We start from the raw sequence: 16,739 nt of genomic DNA, 5'->3' as shown, positions 1-16,739 counted from the left end.
TCCACTCGACCATCCGTCCCCGTTGTGGTCAGGCGTTCCGCACGGCGGAACGGGTGGGCACGACCCCCGGTGCCGGGTTGCCGGCAGAGCGGCGTTCGCTACCGCCCCCGGCGGGGGCCCCGCGGCCCCGTCCCCGGCGAAGGCGGCGGTGGGGGAGGCGGCGGAGGCGGCGGCCAGTCCCCGTTGCCGGAGGAGCGCGGCTTCGGCCCGGGGGAAGGGGGAGGACCAATCGGCCCCACCACCGTCGGCGCGCCGGACACATCCTTCGGCGGCCGCAGGTACGGATTCGTGTCCGGGTTGGCCGGACGGTACGGCTCGCTCGGCCTGTACGGACCGGAAGTCCCCACCTCAGAAGGGGCCGGCGCCTCAGCAGCCACCCCCGCCCCGCGTGCCAGCGGCGCGACCCGCTCCCCCGCAGCCCCACTGGCCACGGCGAGCAACGCACCGACAGCCCCGGCCCCAGCCCCCCACACCGCCCCGAGCACCAAGGCCATCCCCAGCTGCCCGTGCAGCTCGATTCCCGCCCCGAACGCGTCGAACCCCAGCACCGAGAGCGACGCGTCGGCGGAGACCCCCGTCAGCCACACCATCAGCACGAGCGCCACCGCCGTCACGGCCCCCAGCCGCACCGCACACCGCCCGGCGAACCCCACAACGCCCACTTCACCGCGCACATAGGGCGACCGCACCGCGGCAAGCACCCCCGCGAACAGCATCATCAGCGCCGCGGCGACCCCGAGGAGCCAGACCCGCCCGTCAAGCTCGGCAAGCCGCCCCAGCGTCACCGACTCGTTCCCCGAGCCGCCCGCCAGAAGGTCGTCCAGCGGATCCGGAAGCAGCTTCCCCAGCTGCCCCGTCGCCTCGCCGTCCCACGGCACGAAGAGCCCGATGGGCAGACCGAGCCACACCCCGTTCGGCGCCCCCAGCAGCGCGGCCCCCGCGATCAGCTTGGGGTTGTCGTCGCCGATCATCGCGTACAACGCGGCCGCGAGCCCCGCCGCGACCGCCATCAGCACCACCCCGACCAGCGCGGACACCGCGGGCCGCACGGCACGGTGCACGAAGGACAAGGACCCCGGCAGCGGCGTACGCCGTGAGGCCAGCAGCGCGATCAGCAGGACGCCGACCACCCACACCGCACCCCCGAACAGCGTCGGCCCCGTGTCCACGGTGAAGCCGACCGCCGCCTTCGCCTGCGCGAGATCGCCGAGCCGGTCCGGCAGCAGACCGCCGATGTCACCGAGCCCGTCCGGCAACTTGTCCGTGATGTCGTCCGGGAGTTGGTCGATGCCCTCGTCGATCCCCTTGTCGATGCCCAGCTGATCGCCGTCGATCGTGATGATGTCGTGACCCGCCCAGGCGAGACCCGCGAGCATCGCCAGGAAGAGGGCCACCACCGCTCCCGCACGCGCCGCCAGTTCGGCGGCGGTGATCGTGGCCCCGGCCCCGCGCAGGGAACGCAAGAAGAAGTACGACAGCAGGAGCGCCCCCGCGAGCCCGACGCCCAGTGGCGCGATGTCGATCGCGGTCGTCGCCTCGGCGCCTTCGAGGCCGAACGCCGATACGTCGCCGGACGGGGTGACCGAACCGCCCGCGCCGAGCGCCACCACCGCGGCGGTCATCGGTCCGAGCGAGCCGACCGCGTCCGCGCCGAGCAGATGCAGCCCCAGCGCCGCCGTGCCGGCCATCCCGACCAGGGCCCAGCTCACCGCGGCGATCGCGGAGAGCAGCACGTCGCCCCAGCGCACGCCGCGGACCTCGACCCCTTTGCCGCCGGTCTCCATCACGCCCCCCGACTTGCCGGCCCCCGCACAGCATGGCCCCGTTCGTGCGAGATGTGCGCAATGCGCATGATCCGTATGCACTGATGGGTGGTTACTACTCTCCGGGTGGATTTCTGCCCCGTCAACGGGGCAACCTCAGAGGCCCGTACGCAGTCTTCACAAGGCCCGACTTTCGGTCAGAGGCCTCCGCCTGAAATAGTTCCTCCCGATGTTCGACATCCCTAGACTCCCCATCGATGGGGGCTAGCTCGGGGGACAACTCAGTGGGGCTGGAGTGCCGGAACTCGTACTGGAATTGAATGGCAGGACCTGGACGCTCGATCCGTCCAGGTCGTACACCCTCGGACGTGATCCGCAGGGAGATCTCGCGCTTGATGACGCCAGGGTGTCCTGGCGGCACGCGACGATCAGCTGGAGCGGCCGTAGTTGGGTCATTGAGGACCACGGCAGCACCAATGGCACCTTTGTGCAGGGCCAGCGGATCCACCAGATGGAAATCGGTCCCGGTTCGGCGGTGAACCTCGGCAACGCGACCGACGGTCCGCGGCTCAACGTGTCCGGGAGCGTCGCGGGCGACGCCGCCGTGTCGGCACCGCAGCAGGCGGCCCAGCAGGCCCCGGCCCAGCAGGCGCCTCCGCAGCAGGAGGCTCCCGGCTGGGCGGCCCAGCAGCAGGCCCAGCAGCAGGCCCCGCAGTACCAGGCACAGCAGCAGATGCCCCAGCAGCAGGGCTGGCAGCAGCAGCCCCAGCAGCCGCAGGTCCCGCAGCAGCAGGGCCCCGGCGCGGGTTCCGGTGGCGCCGCGGGGGCACCGCCGGTCTACGGGGACCGCAGCCCGACGACGTTCCACCAGTTCTCGCTCGGCCGCAAGATGCGCATCGGTCGTGCCCTGGAGAACGAGCTGGTCGTCTCCGACCTGCAGGTCTCGCGGCACCACGCCGAGTTCACGGCCACTCCGGACGGCCGCTTCCAGATCCACGATCTCGGCTCGCACAACGGCACGTACGTCAACGGCCAGCCGGTCGCGAAGTCGGGCTCGGCCCTCATCGGCCCGAACGACATCGTCAGCGTCGGTCACTCGACCTTCCGCCTCGTCGGCGACCGCCTCGAGGAGTTTGTCGACACCGGCGAGGTCTCCTTCTCCGCCCGCCACCTGACGGTGACGGTCGACGGAGGCAAGCAGATCCTCAAGGACGTCTCCTTCGGCGTCCCGGAGAAGTCGCTCATCGCGGTCATCGGCCCCTCGGGCTCCGGCAAGTCCACCCTGCTCAAGGCGCTCACCGGCTACCGGCCCGCCAACCAGGGTGACGTCCTCTACGACAACCGGAACCTCTACAAGCAGTTCGCCGAGCTGCGCCAGCGCATCGGTCTGGTCCCGCAGGACGACATCCTGCACAAGGAGCTGACCGTCAAGAAGGCCCTCAAGTACGCGGCCAAGCTCCGCTTCCCCGGTGACACCGCGGAGGCCGAGCGCGAGGCCCGTATCGACGAGGTCCTTCGTGAGCTCAAGCTGGACATCCACAAGGAGAAGAAGGTCACCTCCCTCTCCGGTGGCCAGCGCAAGCGTGTCTCCGTGGCCCTGGAGCTGCTGACCAAGCCGTCGCTGATCTTCCTGGACGAGCCGACCTCCGGCCTCGACCCGGGCATGGACCGCGACGTCATGCAGCTCCTGCGCGGCCTCGCCGACGACGGCCGTACGGTCCTCGTCGTCACGCACTCGGTCGCCGAGCTGGCGATCTGCGACAAGCTCCTGGTGATGGCGCCGGGCGGTTCGGTGGCGTACTTCGGTCCGCCCGAGGAGGCCCTGAACTTCTTCGGCTACAGCACCTGGGCCGACGTCTTCTCCGCCTTCGAGAACTACCGCGACTACGACTGGGCGGGCCGCTGGAAGGGCTCGCAGCACTACCAGATGTACGCCGCGGACATCGACGCCGTCGCCGCGCAGTCCGTACAGATGCCGCCGCCGCAGGCGGTCCGGCCGCCCAAGCCGCAGGGCTGGGGCTCCCAGCTGTGGACCCTGATCCGCCGCTACACCTCGGTGATCGCCTCCGACAAGGGCTTCCTTGGCCTGATGGTGATCCTGCCCGCGGTCCTCGGCATCGTCAGTGTCGTCATTCCGGCCGACTTCGGGCTCGGCCCGCCCAAGCCGCCGTCGAAGTTCAACGGCGACGCGGGCACGATCATGCTGATCCTCGCGGTCGGCATGTGCTTCTCGGGCGCGGCCAACTCCGTACGTGAGCTGATCAAGGAACGGGTCATCTACGAACGGGAACGGGCCACCGGCCTGTCCCGCTCGGCGTACCTGATGTCCAAGGTCATCGTGCTCGGCGTGATCACGGCCTTCCAGGGCGTCATCATCTGCGGCATCGGCTTCGCGACGCGCGACATGCCGGAAGAGGGCCTGATCATGCCCCCGGCCGTCGAGATCTGCCTGGTCATCATCGCCCTGGGCTTCACCTCGATGATGTTCGGTCTGGTCATCTCCTCGCTGGTGAAGACCGCCGAGAAGACCATGCCGCTCCTGGTGATGTTCGCGATCGTCCAGGTCGTCTTCACCGGCGTGCTCTTCCAGGTCTACGGCTCGCCGGGCCTTGAGCAGTTCGCCTGGCTGATGCCGTCGCGCTGGGCCATCGCCGGTGCGGGCTCCACGCTGGACCTCGCGCACCTGATGCCGCCGTGGGACCCGAAGAACCCCACGGATCTCGACCCGCTGTGGGAGCACTCGGCCGGGCAGTGGGGTCTGAACATCACGATCCTGCTCCTGATCGGCATCGCCTGCGGCTTCGCGGTCGCGCGACTGCTGCGCCGCCACGAGCCGGAGGTCATGCGCAAGTGACCCCGTGACTCCCGGGCATCGTGTGACTCCCGGGACATACGGAGAAGGGCGGCACCCCCTGGGGGGTGCCGCCCTTCGGCGTCCGTGGGCCTCGCCTTCGCGGCTGAAGAGGTCCGTTGATCAGGCGATCAAGGCTCAGTAGGCGCCGTTCACGTTGTCCATCGAGCCGTACTTGTCGGCCGCGTAGTTGGCCGCGGCCGTGATGTTGGCGACCGGGTCGTAGATGTTCGTGGACGTGCCCTCGACGTGGTACGCGTTGAACGTCGGCTGGATGACCTGGAGCAGGCCGATCGACGGGGTGCCGTTGATGGCGTTGATGTCCCAGCCGTTGACGGCGTTCGGGTTGCCCGTGGACTCACGCATGATGTTGCGGTGCAGGCCCTCGTAGGAACCGGGGATGCCCTTGGACTTCATGATGTCCAGGGACTGGCGGATCCAGCCGTCGAGGTTGTTCGCGTAGACCGGCTTGCGCGCGGCGGCACGGCTCGCGGCCTCCTTGGCCTTGCGCTCGTCCTCGGCCTTCTTCTTGGCCGCGGCTTCCTCGGCGGCCTTCTTCTTCGCGGCGGCCTCGGCGTCGGCCTTCTTCTTGGCCTCGACGGCGTCCTTGGCCTGCTTGTCGGCGGCGGTGTGCTGCTTGATGACACCGGCCTCGACGGCCTGCTGGGCGTCGACGTTCTGCTTGAAGGCCACCGGGGCGGCCTCGACGTTCTGGGTTCCGGCGTCGGCGCTGCCCGGCACGAGGGAGAAGGCGAGGGCGGCGGCGCCGAGCGTGGCGACACCGGCGATCGAGAACTTCTGGGTCTTGGTCAGAGCGGTACGACTATGACCAGGGGTGCTGTGCTTGGGCATGACAGATGGACCTCTTCAAATCGCGGAGGTCGCTCTGGTCCGGTCGGGGACATTGCTTCTCCGGCACAAACGCCGCGGTGCGAGACCGCGGCGCCGAGCGACGGGAGCAATTCTTAGCGGCAGCAAAATTCTGTGGCAAAGCAGTGACATACGATGCCGGGTAGTGGATCAGGGGGTGCGCCGAGGGCGTCGGCGGCCACGCACCCCCTGCGGGTAAAGGGCTTCCTTATCCACTAGGGACCTTCGTACGTGATGTGGGTCCTATGCGCGGCCTCACATCGAGCACGTAACACCCTCACCAAAAGTTGCCGCAGCAACTCTCAGCGTGAGGGGTCTCCTCCGGGAGTATGAGGTGGACGTCGCCGAACTCGTGCCAGAGGTAGCGACGCCGTACCGCCTCCGCGTATCCGCGGTCCACGGCGGCCCGGCCCGCGATGGCCTCCAGCATCAGCAGATGCGAGGCCTCCGGCTCGTGCAGCCCGGTCAGCAGCCCGTCCACCACGCGTACGCCCCGCTCCGGTGTCACCACCAGCTCCGTACGCCCCTCGGCCGCCCGGACCACCCCGTCCGTGCCCGTCGCCGACTCGACGGCACGCACCGCCGTCGTACCGACAGCGATGACCCGGCCGCCGCCCGCCCGTGCCGCGTTGATCAGCCGCGCCGACGTCTGCGGCACCGCGAAGCGCTCGGGGTACGGCGGCTCGTGCGCCTCGGGCGAGGCGACCCCCGTGTGCAGGGTGACCGGCGCGAACTGCACACCCCGGCTGACCAGGCGGGCCACCAGGCGCGCGGTGAAGGGCCGCGCGGCGCTCGGCATCTCCGCGCTGCCGTCACCGTCGTCCGACGGCAGCGCGAACACCGTCTGATAGACGGAGAGCGGCTGGTCCCGCTCCGTATAGGAGTAACGGATGGGGCGCCCGTGGCGACGCAGCAGCTCGGGGACGTCCAGGTCCGTGCCTCCGGAGACCCGCGCCCACCACAGCCGCCCGTTCCCCTCCCGCAGCGGCTCCTCCTGTACGAGTCGTACGTCTCCGGAGAGCCGCACGACTGAATCCGCGGGCCCGCCCGCACGCGCGCGCGTGGTGCCCCTTCCATCGGGATCCCGCAACTCGACGGCCCAGCGGCCGTCCTCGCCCCGCGTCGAGAAATGCACCACCACGCGTGCGTGCCCGAGCGTTCCGTCGACGGCGGCGGGCAGCGTCTGAGAGGTGTTGACGATCAGCAGGTCCCCGGCCCGCAGCAGCGCGGGCAGCCCGGCGAACGCGTGGTGCGAGACCTGCGCCCCGTGCGACACCAGCAACCGCACCGCGTCCCTGCCGAGCCCCCGGCCGCGCTGCTCGGCCGGCAGCCGAGCCGCCAGCTCATCGGGCACCCGCACCGCGAGCGTCATCGCACGTCCCGCGGGGTCAGCAGGGCGGGAGCGGCGTACCGGCCGCTCGCGGGGCGCTCGTCGAGCAGCCGCAGGAAGGCGGGCACCACCGTCGCGGGCGGCGGCCGCTCCGAGTCGTCGTCCAGCGGGACGGCCGCCCGATACAGGTCCGTCCGCATGTCCCCGGGGTCGACGGCCCACACCCGGAGCCCCGGCTCCTCCACGGCGAGCACCGCGGAGAGGTGGTCGAGTGCGGCCTTGGAGGCGCCATAGCCGCCCCACGTCTCGTACGCCTCCGCGGCCGCGTCGGAACTGACGTTCAGGACGGCCCCCGCCTCCGAGGCGCGCAGCAAGGGCAGCGCTTCCTGGGTGAGCCCCAGGGCCGCCACCACATTGGTCTCCAGGGCCTGCCGAAGACCGTCGAGGGTCAGCTCCGCCAGGCGTACGAGCGGTTCCGCACCCAGCGCCGACGCGTTGTTCACCAGCAGATCCAGACCGCCGAGACCGCGTGCGGCGGCAACCAGGGCGGTCCGGTGCCCGGCGTCGGCGACATCTCCCGCGACGGCCTGCACGCGCGCGCCGTGCTGCGCGAGGCCCCGCGCGGACTCTTCGAGCACTGCCGCCGTTCTGGCGTCCAGGACCAGATCCCAGCCCCGCTCCGCCAGCGCCGCGCCCAGCGCACGCCCCAGCCCCTTCGAAGCCCCCGTGATGATCGCTACCGGCATGACGTCCGTCCCCTCGGGTCGCGCGGGCAACCGCTTCTCCAGCGGATGACCCCACCGTAGGAACGGCCGGGCCCCGGACGCCTCGGGCGCGGGCCCGGCCGGCGCAGGGTCCTTCGGCCTACGCCCACGGCCCTAGGCGGCGGCCACCACAGGTCGGATACGCGCTGTCACACCCCGCCGGTACCGTGAGGTCATGAGTCAAGGCCCCAGGTCCGGTCTGAACGCGGTGAGTGCCGCGCTTCTCGCCATGAGCAGGCAGTTGGAGGTGCGCGACGTCCTCAAGACGATCGTCGCCTCGGCCCGCGAGCTGCTCGACGCCGAGTACGCCGCGCTGGGCGTCCCCGACGACCACGGAGGATTCGCCCAGTTCGTCGTCGACGGCGTCAGCGAGGAGCAGTGGCGCGCCATCGGCCCGCTGCCCCGGCAGCACGGAATCCTGGCCTCGATGCTGCACAAGGCCGAGCCCGAGCGCCTCGCCGACGTGCGCAAGGACCCCCGCTTCGAGGGCTGGCCGTCCGCCCACCCCGACATGTCCGACTTCCTGGGCCTGCCGATCCGGTCCGGCGACGAGACGCTCGGCGCGCTCTTCCTCGCCAACAAGCAGTGCCCCAAGCCCGAGGGCGGCTGCGGTTTCACCGCGGACGACGAGGAACTCCTGTCGATCCTGGCCCAGCACGCCGCCATAGCCCTGACGAACGCACGGCTCTACGAACGAAGCCGCGAGCTGACCATCGCCGAGGAGCGCTCCCGCCTCGCCCATGAACTGCACGACGCCGTCAGCCAGAAGCTTTTCTCGCTGCGCCTGACGGCCCAGGCCGCGGCCGCCCTGGTGGACCGCGACCCGTCACGCGCCAAGGGCGAACTCCAGCAGGTGGCGGTGCTCGCGGCCGAGGCGGCGGACGAACTGCGCGCCGCCGTCGTCGAGTTGCGCCCCGCGGCCCTCGACGAGGACGGTCTGGTGGCGACGCTGCGCACGCACACACAGGTCCTGGACCGCGCGCACTCCGCCGAAGTCACCTTCGAGAGCTGCGGAGTTCGCGCCCTGCCCGCCGCCCAGGAGGAGGCCATGCTGCGGGTCGCCCAGGAGGCCCTGCACAACGCCCTGCGCCACTCCGGGGCGGAGCGCGTCTCCGTGGCACTCGAACGGCACGGGACGGGCGCGGTCCTGCGGGTCACGGACGACGGCAGCGGCTTCGACCCACGGGCGATCCGCCGTGCGGGACGGCACTTGGGCCTGGTCTCCATGCGGGACCGGGCAGGCGGGGTCGGCGGACGGCTGACCGTGGAATCGGAGCCCGGCAAGGGCACGACGATCGAGATGGAGGTTCCCGGTGGCTGACGCTGTGTCACAGAAGGCAGGGATCCGGGTGCTGCTGGTCGACGACCACCAGGTGGTCCGCCGCGGTCTGCGTACGTTCCTGGAGGTGCAGGACGACATCGAGGTCGTCGGAGAGGCGTCGGACGGCGCCGAAGGGGTCGCGCAGGCCGAGAAGTTGAAGCCGGACGTGGTCCTGATGGACGTCAAGATGCCGGGCATGGACGGCGTCGACGCACTGCGGAAGCTCCGCGAACTGGCCAACCCCGCGCGCGTGCTCATCGTCACCAGCTTCACCGAGCAGCGCACGGTCGTCCCGGCCCTGCGCGCGGGCGCCGCCGGGTATGTCTACAAGGACGTCGACCCGGACGCCCTCGCCGGCGCCATCCGCTCGGTGCACGCCGGGCATGTGCTGCTCCAGCCCGAGGTGGCGGGCGCGCTGCTCTCCCAGGAGGAGGCCAACACCGGGCAGGGGAGAGGCGGTTCGCTCACCGAACGCGAGCGCGAGGTGCTCGGGCTGATCGCCGACGGCCGCTCCAACCGGGAGATCGCCCGCGCCCTGGTCCTCTCCGAGAAGACCGTCAAGACCCACGTCTCGAACATCCTGATGAAACTGGACCTCGCCGACCGGACTCAGGCCGCCCTGTGGGCCGTGCGACATGGTGTGACCGGCTGATCCTCGCTCCGGCGCACACCTCCGGCGGTCAGAGCGGACCGTCGCGTTCCGGGCTGAGATTCATACCGTCGTGTGGATGTCCCCCATTTGGCGCATCCTGCGGGCCGCCCAGCCGTTCTCCAGTGCGTGCTGCGGCGGCTGGCCGCAGCGATCACCAGGAGGGTCCAGAAGTGAAGAACCTGAAGAAGGCCGCGGCCATCACGATGGTGGCCGGTGGCCTGGTCGCCGCCGGCGCCGGTCTCGCCTCCGCCACGGACGGTGCGCACGCGGACGGCAAGGCCGTGAAGTCCCCGGGCGTCGGCTCCGGCAACCTCGTCCAGGTCCCGGTGCACGTCCCGGTGAACGCCGTGGGCAACACCGCCACCGTCATCGGTGCCCTCAACCCGGCCTTCGCGAACGACGGCTTCAACGGCTGACGAACGCGGGTCCAGCACTGACCACCGGCCTCCCGGGCATCTCCTGGGAGGCCGGTCTGGCGTCCGAGGCGCACCCCTCAGCCCCGCTCCCGCTCCTCCACGTACGCGTTGTACGCCGCCACCTGAGCCCGCCGAGCGGTCCGCTCCACCGGCCGCAGCGCCTCTCCCCGAGCGGCCATCTCCGAGGCGCTCACCGCACCCCCGTGCCCGTTCTCGTACGCCACGGAGATCAGCAGACCGACCCGCTGGGCCAGCTCCAACACCCGTACCGCCCGCGGCGGATACCCCGGGGCGAGCGCCTCCCGCCCCCGCTCGGCCCGCGCCCGATACGCGTCCACCGCGGCCTCCGCGACCGGCCCCGAGCCCGCGACGTCGAGCCGCGAAAGCACCTCCGTCGCCTCCCGCAAGGCCTCCGCGAGCTCACGCTCGGCCTCACCGAGCGACGGCACATCGGCGGGCGGCGTCTCCCGCACGGGCAGGCAGTGCCAGACGACCTCCACATGGACGTCGCCGGCGGGCCCCGCCTCGTACACCTCGGGAACGAGCCCGTACGGCGCGCCGAACGCGACGACGGCCTCCTCCGCGTCGAGGGCCCGCGCGTTGAAGGCGGGCGGCCCGCTCAGCCCGAGCGGATGCCCCGGCGCGGGCAGCGCGACCCGCAGCCCGGTCACGCCGAGCGCGCGCAACCGCCCGAGGGCGAGCGTGAGACCGACGGGCCCCGACTCGCCGGGAAGGCCTTCGACCCGGTGCACGGCGTCGTCGCCGACCACCGCGAGCACCGCCTCATCCGGCGAGACAAGTCCGGCAAGAAGGGCATTTCCCCATGCCGCCAAGCGTCCTGAACGTGGTTCCGAGAGCATGCGTACAGCCTAAGGACCGGGCTAAGGGCAGGACCGCTCGACCGGTGGCGTAGGTTTTATCCGGGGGCCGCGTCCACCGGCGCGAGCGACGACCGAGACTGCAATGGGAGACAGCGCGCTCATGAGCGATGTACTGGAGCTGGAGGACGTATCCGTGGTCCGCGAGGGCCGGGCTCTGGTGGACCAGGTCTCCTGGTCGGTCAAGGAGGGGGAGCGCTGGGTCATCCTCGGGCCGAACGGCGCGGGCAAGACCACCCTCCTGAACGTCGCGTCGAGCTACCTCCACCCGAGCAGCGGCTCCGCCACCATCCTCGGCGAGACCCTCGGCAAGCCCGGCACGGACGTCTTCGAGCTCCGCCCCCGCATCGGCGTCGCCGGAATCGCGATGGCCGAGAAGCTGCCCAAGCGCCAGACCGTCCTGCAGACGGTGCTCACCGCGGCGTACGGCATGACGGCCGGCTGGCACGAGGACTACGAGGACGTCGACGAGCAGCGCGCCCGCGCCTTCCTCGACCGCCTCGGCATGAGCGACTACCTGGACCGCAAGTTCGGCACCCTCTCCGAGGGAGAGCGCAAGCGCACCCTGATCGCCCGCGCCCTGATGACCGACCCCGAGCTGCTGCTCCTGGACGAGCCCGCCGCGGGCCTCGACCTCGGCGGCCGCGAGGACCTCGTCCGCCGTCTCGGCCGCCTCGCCCGCGACCCGATCGCCCCCTCCATGATCATGGTCACGCACCACGTCGAGGAGATCGCCCCCGGCTTCACCCACGTCCTGATGATCCGTCAGGGCAAGGTCATGGCCGCGGGACCGCTGGAGCTCGAGCTCACCTCCCGCAATCTCTCCCTCTGCTTCGGCCTGCCCCTCGTGGTCGAGGAGCGTGGCGAGCGCTGGAGCGCCCAGGGCCTGCCGCTCGGCTGACCCCGGCGCGCGCAGCCGGCCCGCTCCGGCCGATAGATCACGTGCCCTGTCCGAGAAGGTCGCGCGGTCCTACCATGACCATGTGGACATCGACGCATGGGTGTGGTGGCTGATCGGCGCCGCCGCGCTCGGAATCCCGCTCGTACTGACCGCGATGCCGGAGTTCGGCATGCTCTCCGTTGGAGCCGTCGCGGGCGCCGTGACCGCGGGCCTCGGCGGCGACACGGTGCTTCAAGTCGTCGTCTTCGCCGCCGTATCGGTCGCGCTCATCGCGGTCGTACGCCCGGTGGCGGCCCGGCACCGCACTCAACGGCCCGAACTGGCCACGGGGGTGGAAGCCTTGAAGGGCAGGACGGCCGTGGTCCTGGAACGGGTCGACGGCTCCGGCGGACGGATCAAGCTCGGCGGCGAGATCTGGTCGGCACGCGCACTGGACAAGGACCAGAGCTACGAGGCGGGGCGCGAGGTCGACGTGGTGGAGATCGACGGAGCGACGGCCGTCGTCATGTGACGGGTGACGGCCTTCGTCGTACGAATGCGCCTGAGGGCGTGACGTGAATGCATCACAGGGCGTGCGGCCGTCTGACAGACTCGACCATCAAGATCTTCGAGGCAAGAGGGGTACGGGGAAACCACGATGGAACCAATCATCATCGTCCTGATCATTCTGGTGGTGCTGGTCTTCATCGCCCTGATCAAGACGATCCAAGTCATCCCGCAGGCGAGCGCCGCCATCGTCGAGCGCTTCGGCCGCTACACCCGGACGCTGAACGCGGGCCTGAACATCGTCGTCCCGTTCATCGACTCGATCCGCAACCGCATCGACCTCCGTGAACAGGTCGTCCCCTTCCCGCCCCAGCCGGTGATCACCCAGGACAACCTGGTGGTCAACATCGACACGGTCATCTACTACCAGGTGACCGACGCCAGGGCCGCGACGTACGAAGTCGCCAGCTACATCCAGGCGATCGAGCAGCTCACCGTCACCACCCTCCGAAACATCATCGGTGGCATGGACCTTGAGCGGACCCTGACCTCCCGCGAGGAGATCAACGCGGCGCTGCGCGGCGTCCTCGACGAGGCCACCGGCAAGTGGGGCATCCGCGTCAACCGCGTCGAGCTCAAGGCGATCGAGCCGCCGACCTCCATCCAGGACTCGATGGAGAAGCAGATGCGCGCCGACCGCGACAAGCGCGCCGCGATCCTCCAGGCCGAAGGTGTCCGGCAGTCGGAGATCCTGCGCGCCGAGGGCGAGAAGCAGTCCGCGATCCTGCGCGCCGAAGGTGAGGCCAAGGCCGCCGCGCTGCGTGCCGAGGGCGAGGCCCAGGCGATCCGTACGGTCTTCGAGTCCATCCACGCCGGCGACCCGGACCAGAAGCTCCTCTCCTACCAGTACCTCCAGATGCTCCCGAAGATCGCCGAGGGCGACGCGAACAAGCTCTGGATCGTCCCCAGCGAGATCGGCGACGCCCTCAAGGGCCTCGGCGGCGCCCTCGGCAACTTCGGCCCGCTGGGCGGCGGTTCGGGCGGCCCCGCCGCACCGGCCGCCGCCGAGCGCCGAGAGCAGCCGCGGATCGACTAGGTCGTCTCGTACGGCATGCGAAGGGGCCCGCCTCCCTCAAGGAGAGGCGGGCCCCTTCACATACGTCCTGCCGGCTCACGCGGCGGGCTGCGCAAGCCAGTCCGGCAGCGAGGCCAACTCCTCCCGCCCGAGCGTCAGCAGCATCGCGTCGGCGGGCGTCGGCTCGAACGGCTGCCGCAGCAACGGCATACCCGCCTCCTCCGGAGTACGGTCCGCCTTCCGGTGGTTGTCCGTCGCACACGAGGCGACCGTGTTCAACCACGAGTCCGCACCACCCTGCGCCCGCGGAACCACATGGTCCACGGTCGTCGCGCGCCTGCCGCAGTAAGCGCACCGGTGCCGGTCCCTGACCAGCACACCGCGCCTCGACCACGGAGCCTGTCTTCGGAACGGCACCCGTACGTACCTGCAGAGCCGGATCACTCGGGGCACCGGTATGTCGACGGCGGCCGCGCGCACACGGAGTCCGGGGTGGGCCTGCTCGACAACGGCCTTGTCCTGCAGCACCAAGACGACGGCTCGGTTGAGCGTCACCGTCGAGAGCGGCTCGAAGCTCGCGTTCAGCACCAGCGTGTCCCGCATCAACCTGCCCACCTCCCGTATGCACCGGCCCACCCCCTGGCGGGCTTGGATCAACTCTGGCCGGGCGCGCCGAGATGGACAACGCAATAAAAATGCCCGCTCCTGATCACTTCCATGACCAGGAGCGGGCAAACGTTCCGTGAACGCTCAGCTCTCGGGAAGGGCGGCGTACTCGGCGAGAACCTGCGCACGCGCGAGCGTGTGGAACCGCAGGTTGAAGCCGACGACAGCGGGAGAAGCGTCCGAATCCGGCCCCAGCTTCTCCTGATCCACCGCATAGACGGTGAACACGTAGCGGTGCGCCGGATCGCCGGGCGGCGGGGCAGCGCCCCCGAAGTCCTTCGTCCCGTAGTCGTTGCGCACCTGCACCGCGCCCTCGGGCAGCCCCTCGAACTTGCCGCTGCCCGCACCGCCCGGCAGCTCGGTCACCGACGCCGGGATGTCGAAGACGGTCCAGTGCCAGAACCCACTACCCGTAGGGGCGTCCGGGTCGAAGCAGGTCACGGCGAAGCTCTTGGTCTCCGGCGGGAACCCCTCCCACCGCAGCTGCGGCGAGGTGTTCCCTGCCGCGTAGACCTGAGCGTCCTTGAGGACCGCACCCGGCTCGAAGTCCTCGCTCACGACCGCGAACGACGGCACGGGCGGGTGGAAGTCATGGGGAAGCGGCGGCCTCTTGGGCTCGGTCACGTCGGCACCTCCTGGTTGATGGCTGGCTCTCGCTGATCCGCTCCGAGCCTAGAACCAGTTGCGCTTGCTGCCGACCTGGGACAGCCACTCGTTCAGGTAGGCCGCCCAGTCCGTGCCCTGGAAGTCGTTCAGCCCGACCTTGAACGAACGGAAGGAGTCGCTGCCCTCACTGAAGAGGCCCGGCTTCTTGTCCATCTCCAGGATGACGTCCATCTCGCGGTCGTCCGCGACGAAGCTCAACTCGACCTGGTTCAGGCCGCGGTACTGCTGCGGCGGGTAGAACTCGATCTCCTGGTAGAACGGCAGCTTCTGCCGGGTCCCGCGGATGTGGCCGCGCTCCATGTCCGCGCTCTTGAAGCGGAAGCCCAGCTGGATGAAGGCATCCAGGATCGCCTGCTGCGCCGGCAGCGGGTGCACGTTGATCGGGTCGAGGTCGCCCGAGTCCACGGCGCGCGCGATCTCCAGCTCGGTGGTCACACCGATGTTCATGCCGCGCAGCTGCTGCCCGTCGATGCTCGTGACCGGCGTCTCCCACGGGATCTCGAGCCCGAACGGCACCGCGTGCACCTGACCGGCCTGCAGCGTGAAGGCACCGCCGAGCCGCAGCTTGGTGAACTCGATGTCCTGCTTCGTCTCCTGGTCCTGGCCCTCGACCTCGACGCGCGCCTGCAGACCGACGGAAAGCCCCTCGATCTCCTGGTCCACGGAGCCGCCCTGGATCCGCACCTCACCCTGGACGACACCACCCGGTACGACGTTGACCTCGGTCAGCACCGTCTCCACCGAGGCACCGCCGGCACCCAGGCTCGCAAGCAGCTTCTTGAACCCCATGACTCTCCTCCCCAGGCACCGCCTGTGGCTCGAACACGACTTGAATCTTTGATCCCTACAAACGCGGTGGACCCACGTCCGGTTCCGCGCCCTCACCCTGGCAATACGTCCGCCCGGTGGCCACCCACCCGAACAGACCGTCTCCACTAGGCTCGGACGCCATGATCGCGGCCCCTGACCGTACGCCCCTCACCCGAGACTTCTTCGACCGCCCTGTCCTCGAGGTCGCCCCGGATCTCCTGGGCCGTCTCCTCGTACGCAACTCACCGGACGGCCCGATCGAGCTGCGCCTGACGGAGGTGGAGGCGTACGCGGGCGAGATCGATCCGGGGTCGCACGCCTATCGCGGGCCCACCGCCCGCAACAGCGTGATGTTCGGTCCGCCCGGACACGCGTACGTCTACTTCACCTACGGCATGTGGCACTGCCTCAATGTGGTGTGCGGCCCGGAAGGCATGGCGAGCGGAGTCCTGCTCCGCGCGGGGGAGATCACGACGGGCGCCGAGCTGGCCCGCAAACGTCGACTCTCGGCCCGTAACGACAAGGAACTGGCCAAAGGCCCGGCGCGCCTGGCCACAGCCCTGGACGTGGACCGCGGCCTCAACGGCACGGACCTCTGCGCGGGCCCGGCCGCCCCTCTCACCCTGCTCGCCGGCACTCCGGTCGACGCCGACCAGGTCAGGAACGGCCCGCGCACGGGAGTCGGCGGGGCCGGCGCCGTCCACCCGTGGCGCTACTGGACCCCCAACGACCCGACGGTGAGCCCTTATCGGGCCCATACGCCGAGGCGCCGTTCAACTTGACGCGGCCTTGGGGGGTCCGTAATGTAGCCCGAGCCGCTTGACCCGGGTACGGCAATCTGCCAGCAGCCGGAAGCGGCCAACCACTACCTACGACTTCCCCTCGGCGGGGTCTTATTTCGCATGTCTGCATGCCGAAATTCGAACTCGCGGAACTCGATTATGAGTTGCGGAGGGAATCCGCTAACGTAGTGAACACGCCGAAAGGCAAAGGCCCTCCAACGGCCACCGGAAATGAAATCCGAACCGGGAACGGAACGGAAAACGGATCTGGTAAGGTTGGAAACACGAAATACCGAAGGGAAGCGCCCGGAGGAAAGCCCGAGAGGGTGAGTACAAAGGAAGCGTCCGTTCCTTGAGAACTCAACAGCGTGCCAAAAGTCAACGCCAGATTGACAACCCCGTCTCGGCCGTCATGGTCGGACGCGGTTCCTTTGAAAAGTCCACCCCTTGATTGTGGGTGGCAACATCAGCGAGGACGCTGTGAATAAGGGGATTATTCCTCCTCTTG

16 protein-coding genes are annotated in these 16,739 nt (G+C 70.0%); 8 read left to right on the top strand and 8 right to left on the bottom strand.

Annotation, left to right across the window (positions count from 1 at the left end):
- Positions 1 to 98: 98 nt before the first annotated feature.
- Positions 99 to 1,784, bottom strand: coding sequence for a streptophobe family protein (locus ACIBKX_RS00080; protein ID WP_363275287.1), 1,686 nt, complete (start codon positions 1,782 to 1,784; stop codon positions 99 to 101).
- A gap of 274 nt (positions 1,785 to 2,058) precedes the next feature.
- Here ACIBKX_RS00080 and ACIBKX_RS00075 point away from each other — a divergent pair, with 274 nt between their 5' ends.
- On the top strand, positions 2,059 to 4,617 hold the full coding sequence (locus ACIBKX_RS00075) for an FHA domain-containing protein (RefSeq protein WP_363275286.1): 2,559 nt from the start codon (positions 2,059 to 2,061) through the stop codon (positions 4,615 to 4,617).
- Between the two features lie 135 nt (positions 4,618 to 4,752).
- On the opposite strand, the gene ACIBKX_RS00070 is transcribed toward ACIBKX_RS00075, so the two are convergent.
- The 3 genes from ACIBKX_RS00070 to ACIBKX_RS00060 form a co-directional block, all read right to left on the bottom strand.
- Positions 4,753 to 5,466, bottom strand: a complete 714-nt coding sequence (locus ACIBKX_RS00070; protein WP_363275284.1) for a transglycosylase SLT domain-containing protein — start codon at positions 5,464 to 5,466, stop codon at positions 4,753 to 4,755.
- A gap of 295 nt (positions 5,467 to 5,761) precedes the next feature.
- Positions 5,762 to 6,856: an S-adenosylmethionine:tRNA ribosyltransferase-isomerase gene (locus ACIBKX_RS00065; RefSeq protein ID WP_363275283.1), complete on the bottom strand. Its 1,095-nt coding sequence runs from the start codon at positions 6,854 to 6,856 to the stop codon at positions 5,762 to 5,764.
- Complete coding sequence (locus ACIBKX_RS00060; RefSeq protein ID WP_363275282.1) at positions 6,853 to 7,560, bottom strand: SDR family oxidoreductase; 708 nt, start codon at positions 7,558 to 7,560, stop codon at positions 6,853 to 6,855. The genes ACIBKX_RS00065 and ACIBKX_RS00060 overlap by 4 nt, the downstream gene beginning before the upstream one ends.
- Positions 7,561 to 7,753: 193 nt before the next feature.
- Here ACIBKX_RS00060 and ACIBKX_RS00055 point away from each other — a divergent pair, with 193 nt between their 5' ends.
- The 3 genes from ACIBKX_RS00055 to ACIBKX_RS00045 all read left to right on the top strand — a co-directional run bounded on the left by ACIBKX_RS00055 (position 7,754) and on the right by ACIBKX_RS00045 (position 9,967).
- Positions 7,754 to 8,899 (top strand): GAF domain-containing sensor histidine kinase, encoded by a 1,146-nt coding sequence (locus ACIBKX_RS00055; protein WP_363275281.1) that lies wholly within the window; start codon positions 7,754 to 7,756, stop codon positions 8,897 to 8,899.
- Positions 8,892 to 9,551: a response regulator transcription factor gene (locus tag ACIBKX_RS00050; protein WP_363275280.1), complete on the top strand. Its 660-nt coding sequence runs from the start codon at positions 8,892 to 8,894 to the stop codon at positions 9,549 to 9,551. Before ACIBKX_RS00055 ends, ACIBKX_RS00050 begins: the two co-directional genes overlap by 8 nt.
- A gap of 170 nt (positions 9,552 to 9,721) precedes the next feature.
- The gene (locus tag ACIBKX_RS00045) at positions 9,722 to 9,967 is read left to right on the top strand and encodes a chaplin (RefSeq protein WP_363275279.1); all 246 of its coding nucleotides are present in this window, start codon (positions 9,722 to 9,724) and stop codon (positions 9,965 to 9,967) included.
- Between the two features lie 77 nt (positions 9,968 to 10,044).
- On the opposite strand, the gene ACIBKX_RS00040 is transcribed toward ACIBKX_RS00045, so the two are convergent.
- On the bottom strand, positions 10,045 to 10,827 hold the full coding sequence (locus ACIBKX_RS00040) for a hypothetical protein (RefSeq protein ID WP_363275278.1): 783 nt from the start codon (positions 10,825 to 10,827) through the stop codon (positions 10,045 to 10,047).
- Between the two features lie 121 nt (positions 10,828 to 10,948).
- Between ACIBKX_RS00040 and ACIBKX_RS00035 the strand changes: the two genes are divergently transcribed.
- The 3 genes from ACIBKX_RS00035 (at position 10,949) to ACIBKX_RS00025 (ending at position 13,328) form a co-directional block, all read left to right on the top strand.
- Positions 10,949 to 11,746, top strand: coding sequence for an ABC transporter ATP-binding protein (locus ACIBKX_RS00035; protein ID WP_363275277.1), 798 nt, complete (start codon positions 10,949 to 10,951; stop codon positions 11,744 to 11,746).
- A gap of 82 nt (positions 11,747 to 11,828) precedes the next feature.
- Complete coding sequence (locus ACIBKX_RS00030; RefSeq protein WP_363275276.1) at positions 11,829 to 12,257, top strand: NfeD family protein; 429 nt, start codon at positions 11,829 to 11,831, stop codon at positions 12,255 to 12,257.
- A gap of 126 nt (positions 12,258 to 12,383) precedes the next feature.
- A complete protein-coding gene (locus ACIBKX_RS00025) occupies positions 12,384 to 13,328 on the top strand; it encodes an SPFH domain-containing protein (protein ID WP_363275274.1) in 945 nt (314 codons plus the stop codon).
- A gap of 75 nt (positions 13,329 to 13,403) precedes the next feature.
- Here the strand turns inward: ACIBKX_RS00025 and ACIBKX_RS00020 are convergent, their stop codons facing one another.
- From ACIBKX_RS00020 to ACIBKX_RS00010, 3 genes are all read right to left on the bottom strand, one after another.
- Positions 13,404 to 13,910, bottom strand: coding sequence for an HNH endonuclease (locus tag ACIBKX_RS00020; protein WP_363275273.1), 507 nt, complete (start codon positions 13,908 to 13,910; stop codon positions 13,404 to 13,406).
- A 147-nt stretch (positions 13,911 to 14,057) separates the two neighbouring features.
- Positions 14,058 to 14,597 (bottom strand): YbhB/YbcL family Raf kinase inhibitor-like protein, encoded by a 540-nt coding sequence (locus ACIBKX_RS00015; RefSeq protein WP_363275272.1) that lies wholly within the window; start codon positions 14,595 to 14,597, stop codon positions 14,058 to 14,060.
- 48 nt (positions 14,598 to 14,645) lie between these two features.
- Positions 14,646 to 15,428 carry a sporulation protein gene (locus ACIBKX_RS00010; protein ID WP_363275271.1) on the bottom strand — a complete coding sequence of 261 codons (783 nt, stop codon included), beginning with the start codon at positions 15,426 to 15,428 and terminating at the stop codon, positions 14,646 to 14,648.
- 161 nt (positions 15,429 to 15,589) lie between these two features.
- Between ACIBKX_RS00010 and ACIBKX_RS00005 the strand changes: the two genes are divergently transcribed.
- Positions 15,590 to 16,231 carry a DNA-3-methyladenine glycosylase gene (locus tag ACIBKX_RS00005; RefSeq protein WP_363275269.1) on the top strand — a complete coding sequence of 214 codons (642 nt, stop codon included), beginning with the start codon at positions 15,590 to 15,592 and terminating at the stop codon, positions 16,229 to 16,231.
- Positions 16,232 to 16,739 lie beyond the last annotated feature (508 nt).

It is taken from the genome of Streptomyces sp. NPDC050658, from assembly GCF_044457025.1.
Classification (GTDB): Bacteria; Actinomycetota; Actinomycetes; order Streptomycetales; family Streptomycetaceae; genus Streptomyces.
Note: the sequence above shows the minus strand (reverse complement) of the source record. Positions and strands in the feature narration are given on the sequence as shown.